Origin of the sequence: Rahnella bonaserana, from assembly GCF_019049675.1 — a bacterium.
Classification (GTDB): domain Bacteria; phylum Pseudomonadota; class Gammaproteobacteria; order Enterobacterales; family Enterobacteriaceae; genus Rahnella; species Rahnella bonaserana.
Window position 1 is genome coordinate 61,669 of record NZ_JAFMOW010000062.1, and the last position, 13,685, is coordinate 75,353.

The 13,685-nt window shown below is 53.7% G+C and carries 13 protein-coding genes; 3 read left to right on the top strand and 10 right to left on the bottom strand.

Annotated elements, in window-relative coordinates; translation table 11 throughout:
• The 6 genes from J1778_RS11805 to J1778_RS11830 form a co-directional block, all read right to left on the bottom strand.
• Positions 1–261 (bottom strand): copper-binding protein, encoded by a 261-nt coding sequence (locus J1778_RS11805; protein ID WP_238484678.1) that lies wholly within the window; start codon positions 259–261, stop codon positions 1–3.
• Between the two features lie 187 nt (positions 262–448).
• On the bottom strand, positions 449–868 hold the full coding sequence (locus tag J1778_RS11810) for a hypothetical protein (RefSeq protein ID WP_217173316.1): 420 nt from the start codon (positions 866–868) through the stop codon (positions 449–451).
• Between the two features lie 177 nt (positions 869–1,045).
• A complete protein-coding gene (gene corA, locus J1778_RS11815) occupies positions 1,046–2,053 on the bottom strand; it encodes a magnesium/cobalt transporter CorA (RefSeq protein WP_217173317.1) in 1,008 nt (335 codons plus the stop codon).
• A 216-nt stretch (positions 2,054–2,269) separates the two neighbouring features.
• Positions 2,270–3,952 carry an efflux transporter outer membrane subunit gene (locus tag J1778_RS11820; RefSeq protein WP_217173318.1) on the bottom strand — a complete coding sequence of 561 codons (1,683 nt, stop codon included), beginning with the start codon at positions 3,950–3,952 and terminating at the stop codon, positions 2,270–2,272.
• Positions 3,936–5,504, bottom strand: a complete 1,569-nt coding sequence (locus tag J1778_RS11825) for a DHA2 family efflux MFS transporter permease subunit (RefSeq protein WP_217173319.1) — start codon at positions 5,502–5,504, stop codon at positions 3,936–3,938. The genes J1778_RS11820 and J1778_RS11825 overlap by 17 nt, the downstream gene beginning before the upstream one ends.
• A complete protein-coding gene (locus J1778_RS11830; protein WP_217173320.1) occupies positions 5,501–6,703 on the bottom strand; it encodes an HlyD family secretion protein in 1,203 nt (400 codons plus the stop codon). Before J1778_RS11830 ends, J1778_RS11825 begins: the two co-directional genes overlap by 4 nt.
• 264 nt (positions 6,704–6,967) lie before the next feature.
• Here J1778_RS11830 and J1778_RS11835 point away from each other — a divergent pair, with 264 nt between their 5' ends.
• Positions 6,968–7,879: a cation diffusion facilitator family transporter gene (locus J1778_RS11835; RefSeq protein ID WP_217173321.1), complete on the top strand. Its 912-nt coding sequence runs from the start codon at positions 6,968–6,970 to the stop codon at positions 7,877–7,879.
• A 612-nt stretch (positions 7,880–8,491) separates the two neighbouring features.
• Here the strand turns inward: J1778_RS11835 and phoA are convergent.
• From phoA to J1778_RS11855, 4 genes are all read right to left on the bottom strand, one after another.
• The gene (gene phoA, locus J1778_RS11840; RefSeq protein WP_217173322.1) at positions 8,492–9,916 is read right to left on the bottom strand and encodes an alkaline phosphatase; all 1,425 of its coding nucleotides are present in this window, start codon (positions 9,914–9,916) and stop codon (positions 8,492–8,494) included.
• A 343-nt stretch (positions 9,917–10,259) separates the two neighbouring features.
• The gene (locus tag J1778_RS11845) at positions 10,260–10,565 is read right to left on the bottom strand and encodes a helix-turn-helix domain-containing protein (protein WP_217173323.1); all 306 of its coding nucleotides are present in this window, start codon (positions 10,563–10,565) and stop codon (positions 10,260–10,262) included.
• A gap of 66 nt (positions 10,566–10,631) precedes the next feature.
• On the bottom strand, positions 10,632–10,889 hold the full coding sequence (locus tag J1778_RS24875) for an ash family protein (RefSeq protein WP_217173324.1): 258 nt from the start codon (positions 10,887–10,889) through the stop codon (positions 10,632–10,634).
• A gap of 85 nt (positions 10,890–10,974) precedes the next feature.
• The gene (locus tag J1778_RS11855; RefSeq protein ID WP_217173325.1) at positions 10,975–11,700 is read right to left on the bottom strand and encodes a pirin family protein; all 726 of its coding nucleotides are present in this window, start codon (positions 11,698–11,700) and stop codon (positions 10,975–10,977) included.
• 155 nt (positions 11,701–11,855) lie between these two features.
• On the opposite strand from J1778_RS11855, the gene J1778_RS11860 reads away from it, so the two are divergent.
• Both J1778_RS11860 and J1778_RS11865 read left to right on the top strand, forming a co-directional pair.
• Positions 11,856–12,752, top strand: coding sequence for a LysR family transcriptional regulator (locus J1778_RS11860; RefSeq protein WP_217173326.1), 897 nt, complete (start codon positions 11,856–11,858; stop codon positions 12,750–12,752).
• A 157-nt stretch (positions 12,753–12,909) separates the two neighbouring features.
• Entirely contained in the window at positions 12,910–13,677 is a 768-nt protein-coding gene (locus J1778_RS11865; protein ID WP_217173327.1) for a phytanoyl-CoA dioxygenase family protein, read from the top strand.
• The last annotated feature ends 8 nt before the right edge of the window (positions 13,678–13,685 follow it).

Sequence of the window (13,685 nt, forward strand, 5' to 3'; positions counted from 1 at the left end):
TCAGTTTTTCAGCGGTGTCAGGGTCTGTAACTGATAAGCGGACTCAGTTTTGACAAAGCTAAAGGCGACCGGTGTTCCGGCGGGCAGGGAGCTGGCGGCAATTTCCGCCGGCAGGCCGAAGTTCATGGTCATCGCTGGCCATTTCAGTGCCGGAATAGCGTGATGTGAAATGCTCACGCGGTCAGACTGCCATTGAGTGATCACGCCCTGCGATTCATATATCTGCGCAGTTTGCTGCATCGCCATATGATCGTGATCCATTGGCATGGAATCCGCAAAGGAATAAACGGGAATAAAGAAAAGACTAATGAATAATAAATTTAAAACTGCACGCATGGGAATAACTCCAATACTGTCATCAGATAAAAATAGCCATTTTTCGGTTAAATTAATGGCAAATAAATTTCATTGAATATTGAGTGCTGAAAAGCACTCAGGACAGCGGGGGCTATTCTCTGTATCGGCAGAACTGAACTTCAGCGGGAGGCGCTATGACCGGCGGAGCAACCCAGTCCGCGGTGGTGACAGCTGTACTGGCATTGACGAGGATCACCGGCAAAGCAGGAACAACAGGCAGGGCAACAACAGGGGCAGAACCGCTGTCAGACTGGGTTCTTTCCGGTACACAATGCTTCTCACACAACACCGACTGACTTTGCATATGCTCAGGGGAATCAGGCATTTGCATCGTGATATTATGCGCCATTGCGGAGTTTTCCACCGGCGGGCGCATGTCGCACTGATGGCTGGCGAGCGCCAGCTGGGAATTGAGGATCAGCCAGCACAACGCGAACAGCAACGCACTGACCCGCTTGCCGGGCAAGCGCAGTGAATGCATAAACTGTGAAATCGCGAAACGCACTGACATGATGAATATTAATTCCAAAAGGAGAATGTGACCGAGTATATAAGGAAATAATGTGAAGAGGAAAGAAAGAAACAGGGTTAGTCAAAACTAAATTGTCAGGAAAATTAAAGAATGCGAATAACAGCCGTTTCTGTTATTCGCATGTTAATTAACTTGCTGCTTCCGGTGATAATAAACTTAAAGCCAGCCGGATTTTTTGAGTTTCCAGTAAAGCCATCCGCAACCGACGACAGTCACACCCAGTGTTACCGGATATCCCCACCAGTCGTCCAGCTCCGGCATATTTTTAAAGTTCATACCGTACAGACTGAAAATCACCGTCGGGATTGCCAGGATCGCCCCCCAGCCTGCCAGCCGCTGAACCACTTCATTCTGATGCACCGACACCAGCGCCAGATTGACGTGCATGGCGTTGGAGAGCATTTCGCGCACATCGTCGGTGGTGCGGATGACCTGATTGGCGTGGTCCTGTACGTCGCGGATATAGGCGCGCAGGCTTTTAGGCATCAGTTCTTCATAATGATGACTGAGCTGATTACAGATATCTTCCATGGGTACCGCGGAATTGCGCAGCGATAGTAAGTCACGTCGCAGGCTGTAAACTTGCTGAACTGCATGCTGATTAAAGGTGTTCTGGAACATCATTTTTTCGATGGCATCAAACTGCCCGGTATACTGATGCAAAATTTCCAGATAGTTATCAACGATGGAATCGAGCACGCAATACAGCGCATAAGCCGGCCCTTTACTCATCATTTCCGGGCGTTCTTCGGCATGTTTACGGATGTCTTTGTAACTGGATGAGGCACCGTGACGCACGGTGATCAGGAAGTTTTTGCCAAGAAAAAGGTGTGTCTCGCCGTACTCGATGGTTTCATTCACTTTCTGCGCAGTGTGCGTGACGATAAAAAGGGATTCGCCGTATTGCTCGATCTTCGGCCGCTGATGGGCGGTCAGCGCATCTTCAATCGCCAGGTCGTGCAGGCCGAATTCTTCCTGAATGCTGCGCATGTAGGCGTCTTCAGGTTGCCATAATCCCAGCCAGACAAAGGTATCTGGTTCTTTCAGCACTTCGCTGATGTCTTCGACCGTCACATCCTGCAATCGCTTACCGTCGCGGTAAGCCACGCTGTTGATCACTGAATCACAGCTGGGTTTTTTATCTTCGTTGGAAATGGAATTCATGGTTTTACCCGATTGTTATTCAGACGAAAATCCCGCCCGCAGGCAGGATGATTTCAGTGTCTGAACAGAATAGCGCAGTCTGATAGAAAAGCGCTGACCGGGAATCTTAAAAGATGAATCACTTTGTAACGGTTATCCTGACAGATTTTTCATTGCCTGCCCGACCACGCCTTCTGATTTTATCTCTTCGCATTGATCCTGTTGTATGAACTTGCGTTACGGTGTCACGCCGGACGTGGTTTGTACTTTCACATCTGGCGTCGCCGCCGGACCAAACACGGTATAGGTCGGCAAATCAACGTTCTGATAGGGTTCCCAGCCGCCGCCCAGCGCTTTATACAATGACACCAGGTCGGTGCTGGTTTTCACTTTCGCTTCAGCGGATTGCTGATGCGCCTGCGCCAGCTGACGTTGTGCATCAAGCACGTTGATGAACGTCGATAGCCCCTGGCGGTAACTGTCGCTGGCCAGATCAAACGCGGTTTGTAACGCTTCAGTTGTCTGGTCTAAACCGCTGACCTGATCCTGATCGGTACGGTAATTCACCAGCGCATTATCGACATCCTGTAACGCAGTCAGCACGGTCTGACGGTAATTCAGCGCTGCATTGGCCTGTTGCGCACGGGAAAGATGCACGCTGGACACCAGACGACCGCCCTGGAAAATCGGCAGGGAAATCTGCGGGCCAAACGAGTAGAAATGGCTGCTCCAGTTATCGAGATAACTCACGTCGGTATTACGCATACCGAACTGTCCGGTCAGGGAAATACTCGGGAAAAGCTGTGCGACGGAAACCCCGATATTGGCAGTCGCTGCGTGTAAATCCGCTTCGGCTTTACGCACGTCCGGACGACGGCGGGCCAGCTGTGACGGCACGCCGACCGGCACGGCAGCGGGCAGGGCAGGCATCGGTTTCGGCGCGGAAAGTTCAGCATCCAGCGAGCCCGGTGTCTGACCGAGTAACACCGCCAGTCCGTTCATCGCCTGACGTTCCTGTGCCTGATATTGCGGCAACTGAGCGCGCAAAGATCCTAACTGCGCACGGGCATTTTCAACATCTAATTGGGGAGAGAGCCCGTTCTGCTGACGGTTTTGCGTCAGATCTAACGTTTGCTGCGCCACGTCGATTTGCGTCTGAATGGCGGCTGTCACACTTTGCGCGCCACGCAGTTGCAGATAAGCACGTGCGACTTCCGCTTCCAGCGACACCAGTGCATCGTTGCGCTGTTCGATGGAAGACTGAGTCTGCGCGTTTGCGGCTTCGACCTGACGGCGCGTGCCGCCAAATAAATCCAGTTCCCAGCTGGCGTCGAAACTGCCCTGATACAAGTTCACCGGGCGGGTGGCGGTATCAATGGCACCGGACGCTTCCGGACCAAGTTCGTTGAGCTGCTGGGATGCGCCGCTGGAATCGAGAATACCTTTCAGGCCGAGCTGCTGACGCGTCATTTTCGCGCTGCCCTGCACTGAAGGCAGCCACGCACCTTCGGCCTGTTTCACCTGCTCACGGGCACCGGCGATACGCAATACCGCCTGTTGCAGGGAGATATTCCCGGCAATGGCGCGGGTGATCAGACTGTCGAGCTGCGGATCGTTAAACGCTTTCCACCACAACGGATTCGGCTCAGAAGGCAGGGCAATTGACGCGCCGTCTTTGTCTTTCGGAGGAGTCATATCGTTATACGCGGTCGGAGTCACCGGGTTGGGCTTCTGGTAATCCGGGCCAACAGAGCATGCTGCTAATACCAGCGTTAATGTCGAGAGTGTCAGGAAACGGGTGCCTGTATGCAAAACCCCCTCCCGGCCTCCCCCTTCGCAGGGGGAGGAGCAGGAAGGCATCACGGATGGCTGAATTCTCAGAGTAGAGCTTTTCTTGTTCAACTTAATGTGCTCCGGCATTACCTTCGCTCTTAACTGGCGAAAGCAGGAAACAAAACGGGATCAAAATAACGGCGACGATGGCGCAATAACCGAACACATCGATGTAAGCCAGAATGCGCGATTGCGAAATCATCTCCTGATACATGCGCACGGTCGCCAGCTGCATCGGGTCGCCGACGATGTGGGCGAAATCACGAATAGCCTCGGCGCTTTTGCTGACCGCCTGATTAAACTGTTCGTTGAGCGGCGACATGTTATGCACCATATGGGCGCTGTGTGCCTGCGTTCGTTCAGTCACACCGGCAGTCGCCAGCGAAATACCAATCGACCCCGCAACGTTACGGAACATGGTAAACAGCGCGGCGGCGTCGGCGTTCATTTTTTGCGGGATGGTAATAAATGCAATAGTCGTCAGCGGCACAAACAGGAAACCGAGGCCTATCGACTGCGCACTGCGATACATCACCAGCGTGGTGAAATCGACATTCGGTGTCAGCGTCGCCGAATAGATAAACGAAGCTGCCAGCAGGAAGAAACCGAACGCAATGATGTAACGCGTCTGCACGACGGGCATCAGTTTCAGCACCAGTGGTATCGACAGCACGATCAGTATCGCGCCCGGCGACATCACCAGCCCGGAAAGCGTGGCGGTATACCCCAGCTGCTGTTGCGCCAGTTGCGGGATCACCACAGAGCTGCCGTACAGAATCATCGCCATCCCGGCCATCAGCAGACCCGCCACGGCGAAGTTTTTATCCTTCATACAGCGCAAATCGACCACCGGTTTTTTGGCGTACAGCAACCAGTAAATCGCCCCGACAATCCCGGTCGCGGCCAGCACGGCGAAGGTCACGATGAAGCCGGACTTAAACCAGTCGTCATCCTCACCACGGTCCATCATCACCTGTAAGCACCCTAAGCCCAGCGCAATCAGCCCGATACCGATGTAATCAATACTGAGCTTGCCTTTGGCCTTACGCTCCCACGGTGGATCTTCCAGCAACTGATAAATCGCCAGCAGGGCGATAATGCCCACCGGAATGTTGATCAGAAACACCCAGCGCCAGCTGAAGTTATCGGTGATGTAACCGCCCAGCGTCGGGCCGACAACCGGCGCGACAATGATGGCAATCGAAGACAGACCAAATGCCTTGCCGCGATCTTCCGGTTTGAAGTAATCGAGCAGAACCGATTGCTGAATTGGCTGCAAACCACCGCCGAAAAAGCCCTGCAAAATGCGGAACAGGATCATCTGCCACAGTTCGGTGGCGATGCCGCACAGGAAAGAGCATACGGTGAACATACCAATACAAATCAGGAAGTAGGTTTTGCGGCCCATGACGCGGCTGAGAAACGCAGAAATAGGCAGCACGATACCGTTCGCCACCAGATACGACGTCAGTACCCAGGTCGATTCATCATAACTGGAGGACAGCGAACCGGCGACGTGCGGCAGCGCCACGTTGACGATGGTGGTGTCCAGGATTTCCATGAACACCGCAATGGTTACAACGGCGGCAACTGCCCACGGATTGGCCTTGGGTTTCCAGTAGCTGCGATCTTCATTCATTCGACGGTCACCGTCGGTTCGACTGACAGACCCAGCGGCAGGTGATGATTTTCATCCAGACCGCTGTCGATGACGATTTTCACCGGCACGCGCTGAACAATTTTCACGTAGTTACCGGTGGCATTTTCAGCCGGGAAGGCCGAGAAGCGCGAGCCGGTGCCTTGCTGAATACTGTCAACGTGGCCGTGAAGTTTGATGTCCGGGAAGGCATCAACGGTGATTTCCACTTTATTGCCGGGACGCATACGTTCGAGTTGTGATTCTTTATAGTTAGCGGCGATCCAGATATCTTTCGACACCACGGAGAACAGCGAAGTACCGGCCTGAACCAGCGTGCCGAGCTGCACATTACGCTTGGTGACATAGCCGTCGAACGGTGCCCGAACCTGCGCATAGGAAAGATTCAGCGTGGCAGTTTCCAGCTGGGCTTTCGCCTGCTCAACCTGTTGCTGGCGCGCCTCAACGTTAGTTTCGGCCTGACGGATATTCAGCTGCACCTGCGCGGCAACCTGCACCTGCGCTTTGGCATTTTCCAGATCAGCCGTTGCAGAACGTACCTGCGCATTGGATGTATCAATATTTTGTTGGGTGGTGGCACGTGGATCGACACCGCGCTGGCGGCGGAAATCCGCGGTGGCATTCAGCAAGTTGGCTTCCGCACGGGTTTGCTGGGCTTTTGCCTGCGCCAGCTGCGCCGGATATTGCACTTTCGCCAGGTCGTACTGCGCCTGCGCCTGATGCAACTGGGCGACGGCCAGACCGAGCTGCGCCTGTGCCTGATCGCGTTGCGCGGTGGCGTCACGCGGATCAATCTCGACCAGCAGATCGCCTTTTTTGACGAACTGGTTATCTTTCACCGCCAGTTTCGTGACATAACCGGCGATTTTCGGTGCGATGGTCACGGCATCGCCTTCGGTGAAGGCGTCATCGGTGCTTATCTGATCTTTGGTCATCAGCCACCAGACCAGCGACACCACCACCATCACTACCACGACAATCCCGAGGATGATCAGTGGCTTCTTGCCCGGACCTTTACGCTTTTCCTCGTTATCCTGATTGTCGTTATCGGACTCTTTATCGGACCCTTTCTGGTCTTTAGTGTCTTGCTTGTAACCTTCTCCTGATTTGACCTGGCTGGAATCGAGTTCTGAGTGTGCGTCTTCAGACGCGGAAGGCTTGTTGTTTTTTTCGTTTGTCATAATGCTCATCTGATTATCGGTGCGCGCGCGCCGGAACAAAGAAATCTTGTTTTAAGCTAGATTGTATTGATGTAAATGCAAGTAAATATAGGTCAATAAACCTCAGCGAGAGCACGAAGATCCAAACCATAGGGAAGGTCTTAAAATGACGAAATGGGTTATACTGCGGAGCTGGTATTTGTATTTATCAAATAAATTTGATTCTTTGCTTCAGGAAATTCTTGTGATCACTTCCCAAAAACATCTGCTCCGCAGGAGCAAACCATGAGCCGTCCAGCGCCTTCCTATAAAGGCCTGACGCGCATTGCCTCGCTGGTATCCTTGTGTGTGGCGCTGGTTCTGGTCTGCGTAAAAGTCTGGGCATGGGCCGCAACCGGATCGATTGCATTGCTGACCTCAGCGGCTGACGGACTGGTCGATGTGCTCGCTTCGATGGTGACATTAATCGGTGTGCGCTATGCCATCCGGCCGGCAGATAAAGGCCATCGGTACGGGCACGGTAAAGCCGAAGCGGTCGCGGCCTTTGTTCAGGCGTTGCTGCTGGGTGCGGCGGGGCTGGTGCTGGGCGGTGAATCCATCGGACGTATCATCAATCCTGAACCTCTGGCGCAACTTGGTTTGGGGATTTGGGTCATCATCGGCAGCTCCCTGGCGGCCACCGGTTTAGTGCTGATGCAAACGTACGTGGTGAAACGCACGGGTTCCACTGCCATTGCCGCTGACCGCGCGCACTACGTCACGGATGTCGCGGTGAATATCGCCGTCCTGCTGGCGCTGGTGTTCGAACGTTACTTCGGCTGGACGCGTTCCGACTCCATTGGCGCATTGCTGATTTCATTCTACATGCTCTGGAACGCCCGCGGCATGGCGGCAGACGCACTGAAACAATTACTGGACAGGGAACTGAGTGCTGATGACCGTAAGCGTGTCAAAGCGGCGGTATTAAGTGTCGAAGGCGTTCGAGGCGTTCACGACATCCGTACCCGCAACGGCGGCGACCGCGTGTTTGTCGAGTTCCACGTTGAGGTCGATGGCGCCCTGACGGTTGATATCGGACATGATATTGGTGATGCAGCTGAAATGGCGGTAAGCAAACTGTTCAAGTCAGCGGATGTGACAGCACATCTGGAGCCGGACGGAATTGATGACGATCGGTTAGATAATTTATTGCACTAAGGTTTAGGCATTGGGTTGCCACCCAAACTGGCCTTAAGGTCAAGACCGTGGGCGTCGGCCCACACCGACCAGAGACCCGGTAACGCGCGGGCCTCTGGACTCCGCGCTTTTTCACTGCGCGCTATCGCTGGAACGACGAACATGTTCTGGTGCATTGGTGAGTGGCGCAAAATGTCATCGCTGCGCGATTCCCGAGTTTCAGGTTTCGAGCCTCGGGTCTCGAACCATTCACTCGGTGCCATTTTTGATCACGCCAATCCACTGTTCTAAAAGATAAAAACAGTCTTCCTTTGATTTTAAGATCGTGCGGGCGATTCAGAAATCTTGCTGAACGGAGCGGCCTGGAGACCAAAGGCTTCAGGACCGAGAGAAGGAACCGCGCAGCGGCAAGATTTCCAGCCTGTCGCTGCGATACCTGAAACATAGCCAGCGAGCGGAGCGCGCAGTGAAAGAGCCGGAGATTCCTAAGAGGCGCGGCGATAGGCGCCTCTTAGGGCCAGTTTGGGTGGCAACCCAAGGTGTTGACGTTAGCAGCGTTCAATGCAACTGAGAAGCCGAAACTCACTCAATCCTGTTTAAAGGTTCCAAAGGGATATCCCCTTTGAAAAACCATCACTTGATCGCCATGGCATCCCGCATCGTATAGAACAAATCCGTCTGGTCTGTCAGACCTGTGACATTCGCGGCATGCGGTCCGAACGCGGCGATGCGCAGCTGTGTCCCGGTGTGGCCCTGCGAATCATCTTCTGAGTTGCCGTAGCTGATGGTCATCGGTGCGCCGTCTTTGGTGGTCAGCGTCTGCGTCAGGCCAGGGGCTTTGGCATCGGCTTCAATGATCTGGCTGGAATGCGCGTGGTCGGCGGTGACGATAACCAGTGTGTTGCCGTCCTGACGGGCGAACTCCAGTGCTTTCTGTACGGCTTCATCCAGATCGACCGTTTCTCCAAACTGTCCGCATGGATTAGCAGCGTGATCCTGCTTATCAATCGAGGCCCCTTCAACTTGCAGGAAGAAACCGTTTTGACTGGTTTTCAGCAGGTCGATAGCTTTTTCTGTCATCGCCGCCAGCGTCGGGATGTCTGCAGTGCGTTGCGGATTGGCTTCACAGGTCACGGCTGGCTTATCAATGTTGCCGTGATAAGTGGCTTTCGGACCCTGCCAGCGTACCGGCATGTTGCCTTCTGAGAACAGGCCCAGCAGCGGTTTCTTCTGGTCTGCCTGAGTGATTGCACTGAGCTGTTCAGCGTTCTCCACCCACACATAACCCTGCGCCAGCGCCTGGTCTTTCAGTGATTTACCCTGATACTCACCGGCTTTTGCCAGCTGGCTGAAAGATTTTCTGCCGCCGCCCAGTGTGACATCCGCGCGAGCCTGTAATAACTGTTCAGTGATTGAACCGCGCCCGCCGTTTTCCAGGGCATTGCCGGCACATTTCTCTGCCGTTTCTTCCGGGCCGTAGCATTTGCGCGAAGTGACATGGGCGATTTGCGCTGCCGGTGTGGCGTCCTGCAATTCAGCGGTGGAAACGTTGCCGGTGGCCTTGCCGGCTGCTTTGGCAATTTCAAGGATGGTCTGGTGATCTTTACCGTTTACATCCACGCCAATTGCGCCGTTATAGCTTTTGACGCCGGTGGTCCAGGCAGTGGCGGAAGCGGCGGAGTCGGTCACATAACTCGGTTTCTGAGTCTTCTTATCGAGGGAATAATGCGTGTACTGGCCGGTCAGCGGCAGGGCATCGATGCCTTTGAAATAGCCGCCTGCGCCTTCGGCATAGTTACGCGCAGAGGTAATTTCGGAATCACCCATGCCGTCGCCAATCAGCAGAATTACGTTTTTCACCGTTTTGTCGGACAACGATGCTTTCAGTGCGGCAGTCTGATCACCACTCAGGCGGCGTGCGCCACCCGGTTCTGTCAGCACACCTTTCGCTGCGCGGTCAGTCAGCGTGTCAGTTTCAGCGGCAAGGGCGGTTGCAGAAGTGGAAAGCAGCAGGGCGGCAGTCACGGCACGGGCGATCAGAGATACAGATTGTTGCATTGTCAAAACTCCTTTTTATAAACCTTAGGAAATAAAAATACACATATAGATATTTTTTGTTACCAGCAGGTTAAGGGAGAGTTGTGACGGTTTAATGACAGCCGGAGGCTGAGGTAAAGGTCAATAATGCGGTCTGGCAATATCTTAAAACTGGTCAGCGAGGGGGGGCGCGTAGTGAAAGAGTCCGGGGGACTTTGGAGGGCGGCAATAAACTGACTGGACGGTGTGGGCGGCGAGCCCACGACCTTATATCTGATTTCGAATTTCAATGCTTTAAAGTTTGCCCACCTGCAAAACCTGATATCCGAAGAAGGGCGCACTTGCTGCGCCCTGGATTAACCCGCTATTCAGGTGTAGCCGCCTTCTTATATGGAGGTCTTAATGGTCTTTCAACAAACTCCATCGTGACAGCATTAAAGTAACGACTGGGCCAAATCGTGGAGGGAGGAACCCCAATTGCCTGACCGATCAACAATTCGCCTTTTGGCCACGGGCGGGACAAAGCATTGGACAGAGTGGATGAACCCAGACCTGCCGCGCGTGACACCGCGGCCAGAGTGGTACCTTTTTTGCGCAGTGCCGCAATAATGTCGGCAGGGTGCCAGTCCTGAAAAGGAAAAGATATATTGGGTGGATAGTTTGTGGTCATTTCGCAGTTTCCGTTGCAAAGCGATGAGATAACTACCACAAGAGGTGCAAATCTCTGGGTGATAGCTCAGACGGAGTTTGCACTACCGGGCACAACGGATGCCGGCCAGTCCGGAGACTGCCCCCTCTGAGCCACCATTGAGACATGCATATTACACGAAAGCGTAATAAGCAACAGGTGTGCAAAGGCCTCGACATATAACGTAAAGTATATATATATCGACGTTGTGACATCCGGGGTGCAAATCCCGGCCACGGATTTTGCCGCAGCAAATGCACTATAGCGTAAATAGGTAGCGTAAACCAAGCGGATAAAAACAGGCATAAATGTTGATTTATTTAGAGTTTTTATCTGTTCAGCTAATACAAAAAAAAGCCTCCCGCATCAGGGGAGGCTGGAACCATGGCTATCAACGGGTTGGATGATTCACTTCAACCGGACGTAAATCAAACAGCAATACTTCTGCCTGATCCCCGTCGGTAAAGGTCAGTTTATCTTCCTGACGAACCCGCGCACCGTCGCCGGTTCTGAACTCGATACCGTTCACCTTAATGCTGCCGCGAGCCACGTGAATATAGGCATAACGTTCTGGATCAAGAGCAACCGTAGCTTGTTCAGCACCATCGAAGAAACCGGCGTATATCTTCATATCCTGACGAACGGTCAGCGAACCTGCATCGCCTTTTGGCGAGACAATCAGGCGGAACTGACCCCGTTTGTCCGCTTCCGGCACAGAGACCTGCTGATAGCCCGGTTTGGTGCCGTTTTCCGCTGGCACAATCCAGATTTGCAGGAAATGTACGCTTTCTTCACCGGAATGGTTGAACTCACTGTGCGTCACGCCGGAGCCTGCGCTCATCAGCTGTACATCCCCCGGGACGATCACTGAGCCGGTACCCATTGAATCTTTATGCGCCAGTGCGCCTTCCAGCACGTAAGAAATAATTTCCATGTTGCTGTGAGGATGCGCGCCAAACCCGCGACCCGCTGCCACCTGATCATCGTTGATGACCAGCAGATCTGAGAAACCGACCTGTTTTGGATCCCAGTAACTGGCGAAAGAGAAAGTGTGACGGGAATGCAACCAGCCGTGGTCACCTAAGCCGCGTTGTTCAGAGAGACGTTGTTCGATCATGGTGTACTCCTCAGTGTGTCAGGGAGGAAGTGCGTTTGCGCTTCCGATGAACAGAGAATACACGTAAACTAATTTGCTCAACAATGAGGTGGCTTGACTATCACTGTCACGTTTTAGTTGACAATAATGCGGCGTGTGCAAGAGGGGAGAAAGTGATGCAGATAGAAGATCTTCGTATTTTCGTCGCGGTGATAAAAGCCGGCAGTTTCACTGCCGCTGCCGAACAGCTGTTGTTGTCTAAACAGTACGTCAGCCGTCGTATGGCTACACTGGAAGCGGGGCTGAACGCCCGACTGCTCAACCGCAATACCCGCAAACTGTCGGTTACCGAATCCGGTCAGCTGTTTGCCACACACGCGCAGCGTATCCTCGACGATATTGAAGAAGCAGAGCGGGCGGTGTCGCAAAAGCGTCAGGTGTTGCAGGGTTCTTACCGCCTGAGTATTCCGATGTCGTTTGGTATCAGCCACCTTTCGCCGCTGATTGCCGAATTTCTGGGGCAGCATCCGGCAATTCAGTTTCAGGTGGAGCTGGTGGACCGGTATGTCGATCTGGTCGGGGAAGGATTTGATATCGCGCTGCGCATCGGTAATCTGGCCGATTCTTCGCTGGTGGCGCGCCGTCTCGGTGAACTGAAACGGGTGATCTGTTGCAGCCCTCAATATCTGGAGCGCATGGGCGCGCCGCAAACGCCGGAAGAACTGTTGCAGCATCAGTGTCTGCGTTATGGCCGTGAAGGACAGACCGGCTGGGAGCTGGATCACAACGGCAAACGCCGGTTATTCGAGGTGCGCGGGCCGATTGTCAGTAACAACGGTGAAGTGCTGCGTGATGCCGCCGTGGCCGGACTCGGGCTGGTGTTGTTGCCGGAATTCATCGTCGGACCGGCGTTGCAGTATGGCGCACTGGTGCGGGTGCTGGACGATTTTCACCCCGGCGCGCTGGATCTGCATGCTATTTATCCGCAGCACCGACAGCGTAGTGAAGTCACCCGCGTGTTCCTGGACTTTTTACAGGAACGCCTTAAAGCGCAGCGCGTCTCCGCGGCGTAATTTACGGATAAAGAACGACCTCGCCGGAAATAAATGTTGTCTCACACTTTTTTCGCCATCACACAAAAATCCAGTATTTCGTAGGTTTTGCATCGTTTTTTCCTATAAAAACTGCCGTACTTTGATGTTACGCAAACGTTAACTGAAGGGGCGAAACATGAACATGTCAACTGAACAGTATCTTGATGCACTCAGTGCCACACAACCGCTGACACCGGCGCAGGCCGACGAGCTGGAAACCCGGGGTTACATTGTTATTCATAATGTTATCGACAAAGACTGGCTGGAAGATATGCGCACAGCCTTTGATTCTCTGGTGGAAAAAGAGGGTGACAATCTGGCCGTTGAACATCATCAGGAAGCGACGGCGACCCGCATCGCTAACATGATTAACAAAGGTACGGTGTGGGAAAAGGTGTGGTCGCATCCGCTGATCCTGTCCGTCTGCCATCATATTTTCCGGGGCGCGTTTAAGGTTTCCAGCCTGAACGGTCGCGAAGCGCTACATCACGGCGGACATCAGCCGCTGCATGCGGACTGGAAAAAGCCGCGCCCGGATTTCCCGAAGGTGCATCTGGTGAATGCCATCGTGGCGATTGATGATTTGAGCGCAGCCAACGGCGCACCGCGCATTATCCCGGGTACCCATCACCGGCCGGAATTGCCGGAAGAGGTGCTGGCCGATGTCGGCCTGCCGCATCCGGATGAAGTGGTGTTTGAGGCACCGGCAGGCAGCGTGATGATCTACAACGCCCACGCCTGGCACGGCGGCACTAACAACCAGACCGGAACCCGCCGCCGTGTGCTGCACAGTTTGTATATCGACCGTGAAGATGCCCAGCAGCAGGATCAGCGCAAATGGCTGAAGCCTGAAACCGCCAGCCGTCTTACGCAGGCACAAAAATGGCTGCTTGATGTGCTCTGAAACCGCAT